The following is a 17,528-nucleotide window of genomic DNA, read 5'->3' as shown; positions in this document are numbered from 1 at the left end:
AATAAATGATTATTTACTGCTAAAAAAGACTTACCTTATCAGTGGAGTCTACAAGCTGCTCTCCCTCGGCATAAATCGCACATCTATCTCTTACCTGATAACGCTCTTTCTGTTTCTCACATGCTTGTAGGGCAAGTTGGTTTGCTTCGAATTGATTAGCGCTCTCTTCCATATAGCCAGCTACAAAAGTCCCCCGGTAGTCCATTGCCATAGCTAAAGCTTTATTTCCTGAAAGTTTACGATAACCGTTCAATAATCTTCCTAAGCCATTAGAAGTTGATGCCAGCTCTGCAGGCAATTCTTTCTCTTGCCCAATTTCTATAACCATCATTTTCAGATTGGCCCGCAGTTGTTGATCAGCGGTCTGCATTAACAGGGGTTGAACAACGAGAGGAAATTCCTCCCGATTGCGATTTAGATAGAGTTCATTAGCATACCACCACGAAATTTGTGGATTCCTTGGAGCTCGCAAATATGCCTGCTGAAGTATCTTCACATATTCTGATCGTGAGTATCCTAAAACTTGCATCGTTATGGCCAAGCCATGCCAATAGGCGGGCACATTCCCATTCGCATTGACTAGCTCAATATATTGGTCACGAATATATTTAAGTTCTTTAACATTGATCTCTGCTGATTGATCAAGCATCTCTGTGAGTGCAGTTTTTGCAGAAGCTTCCAAGTACCAGGTTTCACGCTGATAGACATCTGGCGTCGCCTCTAATATTTCCCGGGCAAGGATGAAGTTTTTTTCGTTGGCAGCGGCAATTGCTAAAGCGGAATTGAGCGCCGGACTGGTAATCTGTTTTTTCTCAGCATAAGCCACGAACTCCCTAAGCTCACTCAAGCTACGACCTGTAACTGCCATAAAATTGGCAATTTCAACAACCGCATCATTATTATTCATCAGCTTCGTTGACGGTAAAATATTTATACTGTCATTATCTAAGCTTCCTTTAACTCCGCCGAAGTCGCTTTTAGGAAGTTTTTTATAGTAATTATTAAGTTGCTCAAATGTCATACCCAGAGCTTTAGGAAGTGCTGAAGCAGAGTCTGCACCAGAATGATATGCATCCAAATATAACTCTAGTCCTTTAGCTCTAATACGTTCAGGATCAAAATACAGCCAGTGAGCTAACATCCAACCACTGGCATAAAGGGCACTAGTCTCTCTATCATTAAGTGAGCCAGGAGTGGCTGTAAGCAGTTTCTCCAATGGCAACTCTGACGATCTGGAAAGGCTAATTGCTCGGCTTACCGGTATATGTCCAATACTAAACTCATTATTTTTTCCAAATTCTGCTGTGGAAAATACTTCCGCAATACCTTCGCTGAACCAATAAGGATAGTTACGACGACTGCCACTGTATGTTAGAAAATGGGTATATTCATGAAATAGGGTTTGGCGTGCTGGATTACCAGGAAGGTACTGATTTCCCTTGAGATTTAACAACGCAAAACTGCCATAAGGAGTATTTTGAAATTGCCCTATCGATCTTTGGCTAGAGTTGACACTACTCATTCCTGAAAAACTGAGCTCATCAGCTAATGCATAAATCGTTAATTTTTGCTGGTCCGAGGTCTGATAAAAATATTTTTGTGTAAGAATTCGAAATCGCTCCAAATCTACAGCCAGTTTGGTGACTCGTCTGGGGCTTCCATTAGTAACGATTCGGAAGTGCTCTGTTTCAATTTCATGCCAATTAGAATTAATTAATTTTTTGCTACTGGTGCAGCTAACTGTAAGGACTAAAAAAATAAGGGTTAAAACAGAGAGGTGAAAATTCCCAAAATAGTGTTTTTTGACGCGTCCCATAGATCTTTTTGCCAAGTATTTTTTTGCTTTAATTGGGGAATAAATTAATGAAGGAGATACAGCTACTATCTATTTTTTATTGTATTTTTCTTTAGGGGTTAATTCTAAATACTGCGTTATGAAGTGAGGCAATTCCACTTAGTATAGTTTTGCACTCAGTTTTTAATTAATAAAAAATTTGGATTTTGTACAGTAGAGATCTAAGAGTGAGAGAATCCCTTTAGAACTACCGTAACAAAATCCACTTACCCATTTTGACTGAATGCTAAAATACAGCACAGGTTTTTCTGTAGGGCTACTTTTATGCGAAAAACCTGTACATTAAATGGGCATTTATCTTAATTCAGTTAAATATCTAAATTTTCTACCGCCAAGGCGTTGGTCTCGATAAAGTCACGGCGTGGCTCTACCTGATCGCCCATCAGGGTGGTAAAGATCTGGTCTGCTGCGATAGCATCTTCAACGGTTACCTGCAGCATACGGCGGCTCTCTGGGTCCATGGTGGTTTCCCAAAGCTGCTCAGGGTTCATTTCTCCCAGTCCTTTATAGCGCTGGATACCGTAGCCTCTGCGGCTTTCGCCCATCAGCCAGTCCATCACTTCAGGGAAGCTACTGACAGGGTGCTGCTTCTCACCGCGCTGAATAAAAGCCCCCTCTTCCAGCAGGCCCACCATCTTCTCACCCAGAGCGCAAATAGACGCGTACTCAGCGGAATCGAAGAACTCGTGGTTAATCAGGTAGTCACTGCCAACACCGTGGGCCACGATATGGATATGGGGCAGGAACAGGCCGCGCTCGGTGTTCTCCTGAACCGTCACTTCATGGCGACGGGTTCCGCCACTCTCCTCTTCACCCAGCTTCTCTTGTAGTTTCTCACTCCAAGCCGTAACTTTTTCCTGGGACTGCAGGTCTTCCTGGGTGAGGCAAGGCAGGTAGATCATGCTGCGCAGCACTTCCTCAGGGTACAGACGCGACAGACGGTCGATTGTCGCCAGTACGCTGCGGTACTCGCCTACCAGGCTCTCCAGGGAGGCGCCAGAAAGCCCAGGGGCGTCCGGGTTCACAAACAGCGTGGCGCCTTCCAGGGCGGCGTTGGTGAGGAACTGGGTTAGAGCGCCCTCATCCTTCAGGTACTGTTCCTGTTTGCCCTTGGAGATCTTATACAGCGGCGGCTGGGCGATGTAGATGTGGCCCCGCTCGATCAACTCCGGCATCTGACGGAAGAAAAAGGTGAGCAGCAGGGTGCGGATATGGGCTCCATCCACGTCAGCATCGGTCATGATGATGATGCTGTGGTAACGCAGCTTGTCCGGGTTGAATTCGCTCTTGCCGATGCCACAGCCCAGTGCGGTAATCAGGGTACCCACTTCGGCACTGGAAAGCATCTTGTCGAAGCGCGCTTTTTCCACATTGAGGATCTTACCCTTCAGCGGCAGGATCGCCTGGGTACGGCGATCGCGGCCCTGCTTGGCAGAACCACCAGCGGAGTCACCCTCCACCAGGTAAATTTCAGATAGTGCCGGGTCTTTTTGCTGGCAGTCCGCCAGTTTCCCGGGCAGGCCGGCAATATCCAACGCTCCCTTGCGGCGAGTCATTTCGCGGGCCTTGCGGGCCGCCTCACGGGCTTTGGCCGCGTCGATCATCTTGGTGACGACAGATTTGGCTTCCTGTGGGTTCTCCATCAGGTAATCTGTAAAGTGGTGGCCCATCTCCTGCTCTACAGCGGGTTTCACTTCGGATGAAACCAGCTTGTCCTTGGTCTGGGAGGAGAATTTCGGGTCCGGAACCTTCACAGAGATAATCGCGGTGAGACCTTCCCTGGCGTCATCGCCAGTGGTGTTCACTTTGTCTTTCTTGCCCAGGCCTTCCCGCTCGATATAGCTGTTCAGGCCACGGGTCAGGGCTGCACGGAAGCCCGCCAGGTGGGTACCGCCGTCGCGCTGGGGAATATTGTTGGTGTAGCAGAAGATGCTTTCCTGGAAGCTATCGTTCCACTGTAATGCCACCTCTACTGCAATGCCGTCTTCACGCTGGCTCTGGAAGTGCAGAACCTTGTTAATCGGGGTTTTGTTCTGATTGAGGAACTCCACAAAGGCACTCAAACCCCCTTCGTATTCATAGACCTCTTCCTTACCACTGCGCTCGTCCTTCAGGACAATACGCACACCGGAGTTCAGGAAGGACAGCTCGCGCAAGCGCTTGGCCAGCACGTCGAAATGGAATTCGATATTGCTGAAGGTATCCCCTGAGGGTTTGAAGTGCACTGTGGTGCCGGTGGTATCGCTGTCACCCACAACTTCCAGAGGTGCCTGGGGCACACCGTGGTGGTAGGTCTGCTCGTGGATCTTGCCACCGCGACGGATAATCAGCTTCAGCTCCTTGGACAGAGCGTTTACTACCGATACCCCTACCCCGTGCAGACCGCCGGAGACCTTGTAGGTGTTGTCATCAAATTTACCACCCGCATGAAGGACGGTCATAATCACTTCTGCTGCAGAGACCCCCTCTTCCGGGTGAATCTCTGTTGGGATACCACGGCCATTGTCCGATACAGAAATGGACTCATCCGGGTGGATGGTTACACGGATCTCATCACAGTGGCCGGCCAGCGCTTCATCGATGGAGTTGTCAACCACCTCGAATACCATGTGGTGCAGACCGGTGCCATCGTCGGTATCACCAATATACATTCCGGGGCGCTTGCGCACCGCATCCAGGCCTTTTAATACCTTGATACTGCTTGAGTCATAGCTTTGCTGCTCTGACATTTATTCGCTCCATTCAACTTATTGTGCGGCCGAAGCTTCGGCACTGATCTTCCCATGTTCCACGTGGAACACTTTTGGGCAATTCCAAGGGGCATCTAGCTGCCGCCAGGGGCGGCTTGTAGTGCCCTCCTCAATTCCGGTTACAAGCACCTGGCTGGCACAACGCCCTACCCAGTGCGCAAAAATCTGTTGATTGTATTCATCCAGCTCCGCTGGCAGATCGTCAACCAGGAATACCGGTTTCTCCCGGTGACGACACACCAATTGCGCCATAGCCGTTCGCACAGCACATACCAGCATCTTCTGCTGGCCACGGGATAAAACATTGTGCGCTGGCTCTCCCGCAACGGTAAAACGGAGATCTGCCCTGTGAGGCCCAGTGCGGGTATGCCCTTGACTGAGATCACCCTCCCGAGACTCCCTAAACGCCTCAGCCAGCTCGACCTCCTTTCGCCAACCACGCCGATAGCTTATATCCACTTTGTGTAACAGGCTGAGAGGCAACCCCACCAGAAGAGCGGTCACAGCCGCTCGCAGCTCATGGAATTGGCCCTGACGCAGGCTGTCTACCCTCTCGCCACTCTGAGCCAACTGATGCTCCCAAATCCCAATCGCGTCAGCGTCGATTTTACCACGTCGCAACAAGGCATTTCGCTGCTTCAGTGCGATTTGGTAGTTTTTCCATTCCTGCGCAAAAAGATGTTCCACGTGGAACACTGTCCAATCCAGAAGTCGCCTACGTACACCGGGCCCGCCATCCAGGGCGGAGAAGCTATCACTATTGATCAACTGCAAGGGCAGACAACTGGCGAGCTGTGAACTAGACTCAGCTGCCGCCTGGTTGATACGCACACGACCACTACCGTTGGCCAGACGTTCAACACCGAGGTTGAGACCCGTATCCAGCTGGGTAAAAACCGTAAGCCCGGGCTGATCATGTTGAATAACAGATTTATGCTGACGAGATCTAAAGGAGCGACCTGTAGCCAACATATGTACAGCTTCAAGGACTGAAGTTTTGCCACTCCCATTTACACCACAGAACAGGTTTACTCCTGCGTCCAAAAACAGGTCAGCTTGAGAGATATTACGAAAATTGGAGATCAGAAGACGGGTCAGTGCCATAGACCCTTCTCCTCGCTAGCCGGGGGAATGCCGTCCGCAAGATACTGAAAAAACAAAGGGACCACCTGTCCATGATACAAAGCGGTCCCCTCTCGAAAGTGAGCCAAGCTTCTCAGCCTGAGTCTTATAGGCGCATCGGCATAATCACATAGAGGGCATCGCCCTCCTCAGGCTGCTGCAACAGCGCACTGCTGTTGGCATCCGCCAGACTGATGCGGATTTGGTCACTGTGGATTGCACCGGTAACATCCAGGAGATAAGAAACATTAAAGCCAATCTCCATAGGCTCTCCCACATAATCCACCAACATCTGCTCCTCAGCCTCCTCCTGCTCAGGGTTGTTGGCAATAATTTGCAGTAACCCCTCGGAAACCTGTAAGCGTACACCGCGATATTTCTCGTTAGAGAGAATGGCCGCACGGGAGAATGCCTGGCGCAGCCCCTGGCGATCGGCATAAACAACATTGCCTGCACCTCGTGGCAGAACGCGCTCGTAATCCGGAAACTTGCCATCCACCAATTTGGAGGTAAACGTAAACTGGCCACTAACAACACGGATATGGTTATTACCCAGTACCACCTGTGCCTGGGTATCAGTGTCCTCTAGCAGACGACCAAGTTCCAGTACACCCTTACGGGGAACAATAGCTTGTATCGGAGTTGAAACATTTAATCCCGGCGCATCCCGATCACAGAGGGCCAGCCGGTGACCGTCAGTGGCGACGGCACGAAGTTGCTGTGGGCGGCACTCGAGCAATAAGCCATTCAGGTAATAGCGGACATCTTGCTGAGCCATGGCAAAGCTGGTCGCTTCAATAAGGCGGCGGATCTCACGCTGGGAGATGTCGAAACGTGTTTGGGCGCTTGCTTCCTCCTGATTGGGGAAGTCGGCAGCAGGCAGGGTTGATAACTGGAAACGGCTGCGCCCACTGCGCAGCACCAGGCGCTCACCATCGCGCTCAAATTTTAATTCAGCACCATCGGGCAAAGATCGGCAGATATCCAACAATTTACGTGCTGGGACTGTCACCTCACCTTCCATCTCCACACCGTCCACCGGCAGGCGGCCAACAATCTCAACCTCGAGATCAGTCCCAGTCAGGGACAGCTCTTGCCCCTGTAATTGCATCAATACATTGGCCAGGACCGGCAAAGTCTGGCGCTTCTCGACAACGCCGGCTACCAGTTGTAGCGGTTTCAGCAGGGCGTCCCGGCTTACATTGAATTTCATCGGTAGTTTCGCCTTGTTTGTCAGTTATTCGATTAAGTGGTCAACGACCGTGTCAGTAACTTTACGTCCTCACGGATATCCGCGTCGGACTCCTGCAGTTCGCGGATTTTACGGCAAGCGTGCAGGACAGTTGTATGATCCCGCCCGCCGAAGGCATCGCCGATCTCCGGCAAACTATGATTGGTGAGCTCCTTGGCCAATGACATGGCAACCTGGCGCGGCCGCGCGACGGAACGACTGCGTCTTTTAGAGAGCAGGTCCGCTACCTTAATCTTGTAGTATTCGGCAACCACTCGCTGAATATTGTCCACGCTTACTAATCGGTCTTGCAGGGCCAATAAGTCCTTTAAAGCCTCACGCACCAGAACATCATCAATTGCACGACCGGTAAACTGGGCATTTGCAATCACCCTGCGCAGAGCGCCTTCCAGCTCCCGGACGTTGGACCGGATACGCTGAGCAATAAAGAAAGCAGAATCGTGCGGCAATTCCACACCAAATTGCTCGGCTTTCTTCATTAATATTGCCACGCGAGTCTCCAGTTCCGGAGGCTCCACGGCTACAGTCAATCCCCAGCCAAAACGTGACTTAAGACGTTCTTCGAGGCCATCGATCTCTTTGGGGTAGCGGTCGCAAGTCAGAATAATTTGCTGCCCGCCCTCAAGAAGTGCATTGAAAGTGTGGAAAAACTCCTCCTGGGAGCGCTCCTTACCCGCAAAAAACTGAATATCGTCAATCAGCAGGGCATCAACAGAACGGTAATAGCGTTTGAAATCACTAATCGCATTAAGCTGCAGCGCCTTTACCATATCCGCTACAAAACGCTCGGAATGCAGGTAAACCACTTTGGCATTGGGATTACGCTCTAACAGGGCATTACCGACCGCATGCATCAAGTGTGTTTTACCAAGGCCGACGCCACCATATATAAAGAGTGGGTTATAAGCTCCACCGGGGTTATCGGAAATCTGCTGCGCAGCCGCAAGGCCAAGTTGATTAGATTTACCCTCAACAAAAGATTTAAAGGTGAAGTTACGGTTGAGCGAACTGCCATGTTTAATAGCCCCCTCTACCTCCACCTGGCGCGCCGGCGGTTCTGGAATTGAGCGTGCCATCTCACCCATAGCCGGAGGGCGCAGATCAGTGAGTGCCAGTTCCCCTGTCGTCATCTGCTCCGCAGTAGCCTCCTCTGCCACGGCCGGATGAGGGGTACCTCGCAAACCACTTCCAAAGGCTCCAACCGGCATGGGTTGCACGGGTAATGAAGAGGTCGCTGCAGATAGTGGGGAAGATGCTGTTGAAGACGGTGGTGGACTATGCCAATTGCCATTAGATGCCAAACCGCCGCGAGCCGCTGAAGTATCTGGTGATGCTGGTATAGCCGACGGTACCTTAGGAGGTATAGGCGTAGACGTCGGTACTGGTGACGGTGCGGGCTCGGCCATAGTTCGATTACGCTGAAAACGCGCAGGGCGGCGCGCAGTAATTTCCAGGGCCACCTGCAGTGGCTGACCGGGAGAAAACTGATGCACGAGTTCACGGATACGATTCAGGAATTTTCCGCCAACCCAGTCCAACACGAAGCGGTTCGGCGCGATCAGGCGCAACTCGCCCTCCGCACATGCGGGATTGACGCGTAACGGTCTGATCCAGGTATTGAACTGCTGCGACGGTAGCTCGTCCTGCAAACAACCAGCGCACTGCTTCCAAACGGATTCAGTCAAGAAACCCCCCAAAACCCCAATATGGTAAGACCACTGAGAAAACGGCAAGACCGGACAAAGAAACGTCCGAGGCCGTCAAAATAAGATCGGCGCAGTATACCTTTCTAGCAGTATGTTATCCACAAGAAAGGATACCTCTGTTGAAAAATAAGCGTAAAAAAGTCCACACAATCAAGTAATTGAACAACAATTAATCAGCTGTTTGGCTAAGACATAAAAAATTATCCACAGATACCTGTGCATATCTTGGGATCAATCAGTGGGCATCGCGAGATACTTCAAGCGCCTCAAGGGCTTGATAAATTGACGGGAAATAGAACGCAAAATTTGTCAGCGAAGGAATCGAATTTCCCCTGCCAGTGCGTTGCTTTCACTGCTGCCTTTCTATACAATCCGCGGCCTTCGCAGCGCGTAGCTCCGTCTGCCCCGGCTTTGTGCCGGACCGGAGTCCAGGCCGCGGCCGGGGATGGTCCCGAGAAACTTCGAACACAAAGTCTCAGGTAGCAAGACTATGAAACGCACATTTCAACCCAGCAACTTGAAGCGCAAACGCACTCACGGTTTCCGCGCTCGTATGGCAACCAAAAACGGCCGTAAAATCCTGGCCCGCCGTCGCGCTAAAGGCCGCAAAGTACTGTCTGCATAATATCTCTTCTTTTTAGAGATTCTCCCTATGCAGCAGGTGCGCAGCAGCTTTGGATTTGCCAAGACTCTGCGCCTGCTTAATGCGGCGCAGTATCGCAAGGTTTTCAATGAAAACGTTGTGCGCGCCGCGCATCCCCACCTCCTGATCCTCGCATGCCCCAGTGATTCTGAGCATCCGCGCCTCGGCTTGGTAATTGCCAAGAAGCATGTGCGCAACGCCTCCGACCGCAATCGAATCAAGCGAATTACCCGAGAAACCTTCCGCTTGCAGCAACACCAGTTGCCGCCGCTGGATGCTGTAGTATTGGCTCGCCCGGGGGTTGCAGATCTGGATAAGGCCGCACTGGCGAAGACACTAAACAAGCTCTGGCGCAAGCTGGCCAAGCGCGCGCAACAGCCACAATCGAAGTCATGAAGTGGCTACTGATCAAGCTGATACACGTCTACCGCTATCTGGCCAGCCCATGGGTAGGTAACCAGTGCCGCTTTTACCCAACCTGCTCGCGATACTCCGAAGAGGCGATTGAAACTCACGGAGCCTTAAAGGGGGGTTATTTAACTGCGCGCCGCCTTATAAAATGCCACCCCTGGCACCCTGGTGGACTGGACCCGGTTCCCCCCACCAAACACAAGAACACGCTCTAGGTATTAAGATGGATTGGCAACGCTATACGCTGCTCGGTGGAATTCTCGCGGTTCTCCTCGCACTTATCTTCCAGTGGAATGCATTTCAAGAGCAGCACACTCCTGAACTCGACCGCGAAACCATAGTTCACAACGATATACAGAGCGGCAACCAAATCCCGGCGCAGACCAGCGAAAACGGCAATGGCGATGTACCCCAACTGGAGTCTCAAGCGCCAGCAGAGACAGGCACCGAGGGCGGCCAACGCACGCTCATCAATGTCACCACCGACGTCTTTGATCTGCTCATTGATCCTCGTGGCGGTGATATCGTAAAAGTGGCCCTGCGACAGTTCCAAGAAAAACTGGATACGCCTGACCAGCCCTTAATCCTGTTAAACCAGACCCGCTATCACACCTATATCGCCCAGAGTGGTCTGATCGGTAACAACGGCACCGATAGCGCCGCTGGCCGCCCCCTATTTAAGGTTGAAAAGACCAACTACGCCATGGTCGAAGGGCAGGATCAGTTGATTGTGGACCTGACCCTGCAGCAAGAAGGTGCAAATATCACCAAACGCTACACCTTCAAACGTGGTGACTACCTCGTTCAGGTGGCCTACCTGGTAGATAACACCAGCTCCAAGCCTTGGTCTGCCGCCATGTTTGGCCAGATCAAGCGCGATGCCAGTGAGCCGGTGACCGATACCGGTTTTGGTATGTCACCCTTCCTCGGTGCCGCTCTTCACACCAACGAAGAAAATTACTTCAAGCAGGATTTTGAAGAAATCGCCGAGAAACCCACCCGCACCACAGTGGAAGGCGGTTGGGTAGCCATGGTGCAGCACTATTTCCTTAGCGCCTGGATTCCCCCACAGGATGAACGCAACACTTTTGAGCTGCGCGAATTGTCCAACGGACTCTTCCGTATGGGCTTCACCGCCCAGCCGGTACAAATCCCCGCCGCGACTCAGGGCGAGCTGAGCGCTTCCTTCTATGCCGGCCCCAAGGATGTCTACCGCCTGGAGGAGATCTCACCCTATCTGGACCTGACCGTGGATTACGGCTGGCTGTGGTGGATTGCCAAACCGCTGTTCCGCGTACTGCACTTTATCCAGGAGCATATTGTCAGCAACTGGGGCTGGGCGATTATCCTGCTCACCGTATTTATCAAGACTCTGCTGCTGCCTTTATCCGCCGTAGGCACCAAGTCCATGGCTCGTATGCGCAAGTTTGCGCCGCAGATGAAAAAACTGCAGGAGCAATACAAGGACAACCGGCAGAAACTCGCGGAAGAGACCATGAAGCTCTACCGCCGGGAGAAGATCAATCCAATGGGCGGCTGTTTGCCAATCCTGTTACAGATGCCGGTATTTATCGCGCTCTACTGGATGCTCACTGAAACTGTGGAGCTGCGCCATGCACCCTGGATTTTCTGGATTCACGATCTATCGGCAAAGGATCCTTACTTTATTCTGCCGGTTCTGATGGGTGCCTCCATGTGGTTTATGCAGAAGCTAAACCCAGCCCCTACTGACCCCACCCAGGCACGTATCATGCAGCTGATGCCAGTAATGATGACCGTGTTTTTCCTGTGGTTCCCGGCTGGCCTGGTACTCTACTGGATTGCCAACAACCTGATCACTATCGGCCAGACCTGGTATATCAACAAGCAGGTAGATGCCGGAAAGTACTGATCTACCCACAGCAAGCACTATTAACAAGGGCCGCAAAAGCGGCCCTTTTCCGTTCTGTCGAGTACACTCTGCCGATGACACAACAAAGCCTCAATCGCGAAACTATCGCCGCCGTCGCCACCGCCCCTGGGCGCGGTGGCATTGGTATTATCCGTCTCTCCGGCGCCAATGCCCTGCAAGTTGCCCAAAAAATCTGCGGAGCAAAGCCCCTGGAGCCCCGCTATGTCCACTACCGGAATTTTTATCATGGCGAACAACTGATTGATCAGGGCCTGGCTCTGTTCTTTCCCGGCCCCAACTCTTTCACTGGAGAAGATGTGGTCGAACTCCAGGGGCATGGAGGCCCGGTTATTCTCGACCAATTGCTACAGGCAGCCATTGAACAGGGGGCACGCCAGGCACGCCCTGGCGAATTCTCTGAACGGGCTTTTCTCAACGACAAAATAGACCTTACCCAAGCCGAGGCCATCGCCGATCTAATCGATGCAGGCAGCTCCCAGGCAGCGCGCAACGCCATGCGCTCACTACAGGGGGCTTTTTCCGAGAAGATTGAGGACCTGGTAGAGAGCCTCACCCACCTTCGTATCTATGTTGAAGCGGCCATCGACTTTCCGGAAGAGGAAATCGACTTCCTCGCCGATGGCAAGGTCGCCGCAGATATTGAAGCTCTACTAGCCCAGGTCACATCGGTAGAAGTTCAGGCCCGTCAGGGCGCCATCATGCGAGAGGGTATGCGGGTGGCCATCGCTGGTCGCCCAAATGCGGGAAAATCCAGCCTGTTAAACGCCCTCGCAGGGCACGATGCAGCTATCGTTACGGATATTGCCGGTACCACCAGGGATATCTTGCGCGAACATATCCACATTGATGGAATGCCCCTGCAATTTGCCGATACCGCTGGCCTGCGCGATGCACCAGATAAAGTCGAACAGATCGGAATTGAGCGTGCCTGGGTGGAAATACACCAGGCCGACCGAGTCCTATTGGTAATGGATGCAGAACAGCTGCACTCCCTGAATCCTACTGAGGCCTGGCCCGAATTCACCAATCAGCTAAACGACCTTAGCAAGCTGACATTGATTTTAAATAAGATTGACCTCACCGAATACAGTGCTGGCCTGCAAGCACATACCGAAGGCGTACCTGTCATCGCTATCAGCGCTAAGACAGGCGCGGGCCTCGATAGCCTAAGGGAGCACCTAAAGCAGAGCATCGGATTTAGCGGTGCAGCAGAAGGTAATTTCAGTGCCAGGCGCCGGCACCTGGACGCCCTGGATCGCGCTAAGGCCTTTATTGAGCAGGGACAGCAACAATTGCACTCTAGTGGGGCTGGAGAACTGCTAGCAGAGGACCTACGCCAAGCCCAACAGGCATTGGGTGAAATCACCGGGACAGTCAGCGCTGACGAACTTCTGGGCAAGATATTTGGCAGCTTCTGTATCGGCAAATAGTAAGCTGCCTGCTTCTCGCCGGTTTACTCTACACGGGGAGTGACCAAGAACTCCCCTTTATCCCCCGTATTTCCCCAGCTTATCTTCCCTGGCACAACATCCACACCCCCTGTACACAGGAAAACCTCAGAATTATTGAGGTGAATTAATTCTATCCCCACTTTTCCCGGACTTTTCCCCTGAACTCATTACACAGTCTGCTATGCAATGCCGCGAGGAAAGCAACCTCTGAGTATTCCATCAGCTTCCTCTCTCGGTAAGTTATACATGTCCACGGGGATTTCCCGTGGATAAAACTATTAATCCGCATCTCACGGCTAACTCACATCCTTGAGTCCTTATATTCACAGGTTTATACATTATTCAAGATTACACACAGGTATCCCTCGTAGAACCTTGGCAAAATCCCACCGACCCTAGTCGAAAAAATACTAGTGTGAGCAAAAAAGGGGATAAATACCCGTAAAGATGGCTAATCATATGATGATAACTTTGAGCCTAAGACTCGATACGCAAAGTTATCCCAAGTTTCCACAACGCCATACCCTACTTGCACCCCCTACTACCAAGGGGTTTAAACTGTAGTTTTACTTGATGTAACCCATTGATTTTAATGATTTTTTTTGTTTTATACCGCATTCCAAACGCGCTAATAAAAACAATAAAATCAAAACACTTCATATAAGAGATATATTCATTCTTTAATAAGAGCATTAAGAGATAAGTAATCTTTCATTCAAAAGGGCCTAAGCAAGACTCAATTTCCGCCTTGCTGGATAGGGAGCTCATACAAAGTATCTGAGAGTGAGAAAGATAAAAGACCAGCTATGACAAACAGCTAATTGCTGAGGGGCGTACACTGACTATAAAATGTGCGCCCCCAGTTGTAACCAGTAGCAGCCACTATGGATTTCCCCAAAAACTATGATGTAATCGTGATCGGCGGAGGCCACGCAGGTACTGAAGCCTCCCTGGCAGCCGCGCGAATGGGAGCTTCTACCCTGCTGCTGACTCACAATATCGAGACTCTTGGGCAAATGTCCTGCAACCCGGCCATAGGTGGCATCGGCAAGAGTCATCTCGTTAAGGAAGTCGATGCCCTCGGTGGTGCTATGGCAGCGGCAACAGACCTGGGCGGAATCCAGTTCCGGGTCCTCAATGCCCGCAAAGGTCCTGCGGTAAGGGCAACTCGGGCCCAGGCCGATAGAGCCCTGTATCGCGCTGCTGTCCGTTCGATCCTGGAGGCACAGGAAAACCTGGAGATCTTCCAGCAAGCGGCGGATGACCTGATTGTCGAAGGTGAACGCGTTGTGGGCGTTGTCACCAATGCAGGTGTGCGCTTTCGCGCCAAGACAGTGGTACTGACCGCCGGGACTTTCCTCGGTGGGCGTATACATATCGGCTTGGATAACCACGCCGGCGGTCGCGCTGGAGACCCGCCCTCGATTGCCCTTGCAGATCGTCTGCGGGAACTGCCTTTCCGCGTCGACCGCCTCAAAACCGGCACCCCTCCCCGTATTGATGCCCGCTCGGTAGATTTCAGCGAGCTGGAGGAACAGTGGGGAGATAGCCCCACACCGGTGATGTCTTATTTGGGCAGCCGCGATCAGCACCCGCGCCAGGTCTGCTGCTGGATTACCCACACCAATGCCCGCACCCATGAAATTATCCAGGGTGGGCTCGATCGCTCGCCCATGTATTCCGGCGTGATTGAAGGGATTGGCCCGCGCTACTGTCCCTCCATCGAAGACAAGGTGCACCGCTTTGCGGACAAAGATAGCCACCAGGTGTTTATCGAGCCGGAAGGGTTGACCACCAACGAGCTGTACCCCAATGGTATTTCCACCAGCCTGCCCTTCGACGTACAGATTGAGCTGGTGCACTCCATCAAAGGCTTTGAAAAGGCGCATATCACTCGCCCTGGCTATGCAATTGAGTACGATTTCTTCGACCCGCGCGACCTTTTGCCGTCCCTGCAAACCAAATTTATCCAGGGGCTCTACTTTGCCGGACAGATCAATGGCACCACCGGCTACGAGGAAGCGGCTGCCCAGGGACTTCTGGCTGGCGCCAACGCCGCCCTACAGGCCCAGGAGCGCGAAGTCTGGTCCCCGCGTCGGGATGAAGCCTACCTGGGCGTGCTTGTGGATGATTTGATCACCAGTGGTACCAAAGAGCCCTACCGCATGTTTACCAGCCGCGCGGAATATCGCTTGCTGCTCCGTGAGGACAATGCTGACCTGCGTCTGACTGAAAAAGGCCGCGAATTGGGCCTGGTCAACGATACCCGTTGGGCCGCGTTCAGTGAAAAGCGCGAGGCGATCGCCCGGGAAACCCAGCGACTGCAAGATACCTGGGTGCACCCAAAGACGCCCCAGGCCGCCTCCGTAGAAACCAAACTGCCACAGCCATTGGCGCGGGAGTACAGCCTGATGGACCTGCTGCGCCGTCCGGAACTGGGCTATCAGGATGTGGCGGGCCTCAAAGGGGAAGCGGTAACCGACGAGCAGGTTGCCGAACAGGTGGAAATTTCGGCCAAGTACGCCGGCTATATCGATCGCCAGCGCGAGGAAATTGAGCGCTTGCAGGCCTACGAAGATACCCCGATCCCGGCGGACTTCGACTACAGCGATATTTCCGGTCTATCCAATGAGGTTAAGCAAAAGCTGGGAGAGACCCGCCCGGATACCCTGGCGCGGGCCTCGCGGATACCGGGCGTGACGCCCGCATCCATATCCCTGCTGCTGATCCAGTTGAAAAAGCGCGGGCTGCTCAAGCGCAAAAAAGCGGTATAAATCGGTTGTCCACAGGGTATCCCGCGAGGCCCTGCGGGGTTTGAATTTCGCGGGACTACTGGGGGATAGACCCATTTCTCACTCAATGGAACAGTTTCGTCCGCGCCTGTTAGAGGCGGCGGCACAGATGTCGGTGACACTCAGTGACCGGCAGCAGGATCAGCTACTGGAATACCTGGCGCTTTTTGCCCGCTGGAACAATGCCTACAACCTGTCCGCCATACGCGACCCGGAGCAGATGCTGGAGCGCCATATTATCGACAGCCTCAGTGTGGTAAATCTCTGTGGCGAAGGCTCTTTAATCGATGTGGGTAGCGGAGGCGGCCTGCCGGGAATTCCCCTGGCAATTGTGCATCCGGAGCGCGCCATCACCTTGCTCGACAGCAATGGCAAGAAGACCCGCTTCCTGTTCCAGGTGGCCAGCACCCTGCCCCTGCCCAATATCACGGTAGTCAATGAGCGGGTAGAAGCCTTTGTGCCAGATCAGCCTTTTGCCGGTGTGGTTTCCCGCGCCTTTGCCTCCATCGAGGATATGGTCAATGGCAGTGAGCACATGTTGGCACCCAAGGGTCGTTTTTATGCCATGAAGGGCAAGCTGCCTGAGGATGAGTTGAGCGCTCTGCCAAAAGGCATTAAGGTCGAGCAGGTGCACCGGTTGTCGGTGCCCGGCTGCGACGGTGAGCGACATATGATTCAGCTCTGTCGCACAGAATAAGATGATAGTTTGGCGGGTTTATCGCCCGCCCAATCCTGCTCCCCTATCGTGGGGCACAACAGCCGCCGCCCGAAGCCGAGCCGGCGTCGGGGCAAACGCACCCGGAAACAACAAAGGACAAGAATCTTGAGCAAGATATTTGCTGTGGCCAACCAGAAAGGCGGGGTTGGCAAGACCACTACCTGCGTCAACCTGGCCGCATCTTTGGTTGCCAACAAGCGGCGCGTATTGCTGATCGATTTGGACCCCCAGGGCAATGCCACCATGGGCAGTGGTGTGGATAAAAGTGACCTGGAGGTGTCCGGTTACGATGTGCTGGCCGCTGAATTACCCGTTGAGCAGGCCATTGTATCCACAGAGAGCGGTTTTGATTTGATCCCGGGCAACGGTGACCTGTCTGCGGCAGAGGTGGAGTTGCTGAATCTGGAGGGGCGCGAATCCCGCCTGCGCCGCGCCCTGGCTGCGGTGAGCAATCGTTATGACTACGTGATTATCGACTGTCCGCCATCGTTGAATATGCTGACGGTAAACGCCCTCTGTGCAGCTCACGGCGTATTGATTCCCATGCAGTGTGAATACTATGCCCTGGAGGGGTTATCAGCACTGGTGGATACCATCACCCAGATCCAGCAGGCCGCCAATCCGGACCTGAAAATCGAGGGCATCTTGCGCACCATGTACGATCCGCGCAACAGTCTCACCAGCGAAGTGTCGGCGCAGTTGCAGGAGTTTTTCGGCGATCGCCTGTATCGAACCTGTATCCCGCGCAATGTCCGTTTGGCAGAGGCTCCCAGCTTCGGCAAGCCGGCGCTGGATTACGACCGCCATTCGAAAGGGGCTATTGCCTACCTGGCACTGGCTTGCGAAATCAATCGCCGCCATCCCGCCAATCAATCTTCCAATAAGAAAAGCCGCCCTGTGGCGGAAGCCGTATAAG

13 protein-coding genes are annotated in these 17,528 nt (G+C 52.7%); 8 read left to right on the top strand and 5 right to left on the bottom strand.

The window, feature by feature from the left end; translation table 11 throughout:
* Positions 1–19: 19 nt before the first annotated feature.
* The 5 genes from ACJJJB_RS19230 to dnaA form a co-directional block, all read right to left on the bottom strand.
* Positions 20–1,816 (bottom strand): hypothetical protein, encoded by a 1,797-nt coding sequence (locus ACJJJB_RS19230; protein ID WP_444945908.1) that lies wholly within the window; start codon positions 1,814–1,816, stop codon positions 20–22.
* A gap of 347 nt (positions 1,817–2,163) precedes the next feature.
* Entirely contained in the window at positions 2,164–4,584 is a 2,421-nt protein-coding gene (gyrB, locus tag ACJJJB_RS19225; protein ID WP_445365327.1) for a DNA topoisomerase (ATP-hydrolyzing) subunit B, read from the bottom strand.
* Positions 4,585–4,602: 18 nt separating this feature from the next.
* Complete coding sequence (gene recF / locus ACJJJB_RS19220) at positions 4,603–5,709, bottom strand: DNA replication/repair protein RecF (RefSeq protein ID WP_445365326.1); 1,107 nt, start codon at positions 5,707–5,709, stop codon at positions 4,603–4,605.
* Positions 5,710–5,833: 124 nt separating this feature from the next.
* Positions 5,834–6,940 carry a DNA polymerase III subunit beta gene (gene dnaN / locus ACJJJB_RS19215; protein ID WP_020413882.1) on the bottom strand — a complete coding sequence of 369 codons (1,107 nt, stop codon included), beginning with the start codon at positions 6,938–6,940 and terminating at the stop codon, positions 5,834–5,836.
* 32 nt (positions 6,941–6,972) lie between these two features.
* Entirely contained in the window at positions 6,973–8,664 is a 1,692-nt protein-coding gene (dnaA, locus tag ACJJJB_RS19210; protein ID WP_040628923.1) for a chromosomal replication initiator protein DnaA, read from the bottom strand.
* 511 nt (positions 8,665–9,175) lie between these two features.
* On the opposite strand from dnaA, the gene rpmH reads away from it, so the two are divergent.
* The 8 genes from rpmH (at position 9,176) to ACJJJB_RS19170 (ending at position 17,527) form a co-directional block, all read left to right on the top strand.
* Complete coding sequence (gene rpmH / locus ACJJJB_RS19205) at positions 9,176–9,310, top strand: 50S ribosomal protein L34 (RefSeq protein WP_020413885.1); 135 nt, start codon at positions 9,176–9,178, stop codon at positions 9,308–9,310.
* A gap of 27 nt (positions 9,311–9,337) precedes the next feature.
* Entirely contained in the window at positions 9,338–9,724 is a 387-nt protein-coding gene (gene rnpA / locus ACJJJB_RS19200; RefSeq protein ID WP_020413886.1) for a ribonuclease P protein component, read from the top strand.
* Complete coding sequence (gene yidD, locus ACJJJB_RS19195) at positions 9,721–9,954, top strand: membrane protein insertion efficiency factor YidD (protein ID WP_083922742.1); 234 nt, start codon at positions 9,721–9,723, stop codon at positions 9,952–9,954. The genes rnpA and yidD overlap by 4 nt, the downstream gene beginning before the upstream one ends.
* A gap of 8 nt (positions 9,955–9,962) precedes the next feature.
* Entirely contained in the window at positions 9,963–11,630 is a 1,668-nt protein-coding gene (gene yidC, locus ACJJJB_RS19190) for a membrane protein insertase YidC (protein WP_445365325.1), read from the top strand.
* A gap of 74 nt (positions 11,631–11,704) precedes the next feature.
* A complete protein-coding gene (mnmE, locus tag ACJJJB_RS19185; RefSeq protein ID WP_282952044.1) occupies positions 11,705–13,081 on the top strand; it encodes a tRNA uridine-5-carboxymethylaminomethyl(34) synthesis GTPase MnmE in 1,377 nt (458 codons plus the stop codon).
* A gap of 905 nt (positions 13,082–13,986) precedes the next feature.
* Positions 13,987–15,876 (top strand): tRNA uridine-5-carboxymethylaminomethyl(34) synthesis enzyme MnmG, encoded by a 1,890-nt coding sequence (mnmG, locus tag ACJJJB_RS19180; protein WP_445365324.1) that lies wholly within the window; start codon positions 13,987–13,989, stop codon positions 15,874–15,876.
* Between the two features lie 85 nt (positions 15,877–15,961).
* Complete coding sequence (rsmG, locus tag ACJJJB_RS19175) at positions 15,962–16,591, top strand: 16S rRNA (guanine(527)-N(7))-methyltransferase RsmG (RefSeq protein ID WP_444902427.1); 630 nt, start codon at positions 15,962–15,964, stop codon at positions 16,589–16,591.
* A 126-nt stretch (positions 16,592–16,717) separates the two neighbouring features.
* Positions 16,718–17,527, top strand: coding sequence for a ParA family protein (locus ACJJJB_RS19170; protein WP_020413891.1), 810 nt, complete (start codon positions 16,718–16,720; stop codon positions 17,525–17,527).
* Position 17,528: the final 1 nt, after the last annotated feature.

This window comes from Microbulbifer variabilis, assembly GCF_052468405.1.
This window is presented reverse-complemented; position numbering and strand designations above follow the sequence as displayed.

Coding starts and splice junctions, on each gene's coding strand:
- ACJJJB_RS19230 (WP_444945908.1), bottom strand. CDS start 1,816: ATGGGACGCGTCAAAAAACACTATTTTGGGAATTTTCACCTCTCTGTT.
- gyrB (WP_445365327.1), bottom strand. CDS start 4,584: ATGTCAGAGCAGCAAAGCTATGACTCAAGCAGTATCAAGGTATTAAAA.
- recF (WP_445365326.1), bottom strand. CDS start 5,709: ATGGCACTGACCCGTCTTCTGATCTCCAATTTTCGTAATATCTCTCAA.
- dnaN (WP_020413882.1), bottom strand. CDS start 6,940: ATGAAATTCAATGTAAGCCGGGACGCCCTGCTGAAACCGCTACAACTG.
- rpmH (WP_020413885.1), top strand. CDS start 9,176: ATGAAACGCACATTTCAACCCAGCAACTTGAAGCGCAAACGCACTCAC.
- rnpA (WP_020413886.1), top strand. CDS start 9,338: ATGCAGCAGGTGCGCAGCAGCTTTGGATTTGCCAAGACTCTGCGCCTG.
- yidD (WP_083922742.1), top strand. CDS start 9,721: ATGAAGTGGCTACTGATCAAGCTGATACACGTCTACCGCTATCTGGCC.
- yidC (WP_445365325.1), top strand. CDS start 9,963: ATGGATTGGCAACGCTATACGCTGCTCGGTGGAATTCTCGCGGTTCTC.
- mnmE (WP_282952044.1), top strand. CDS start 11,705: ATGACACAACAAAGCCTCAATCGCGAAACTATCGCCGCCGTCGCCACC.
- mnmG (WP_445365324.1), top strand. CDS start 13,987: ATGGATTTCCCCAAAAACTATGATGTAATCGTGATCGGCGGAGGCCAC.
- rsmG (WP_444902427.1), top strand. CDS start 15,962: ATGGAACAGTTTCGTCCGCGCCTGTTAGAGGCGGCGGCACAGATGTCG.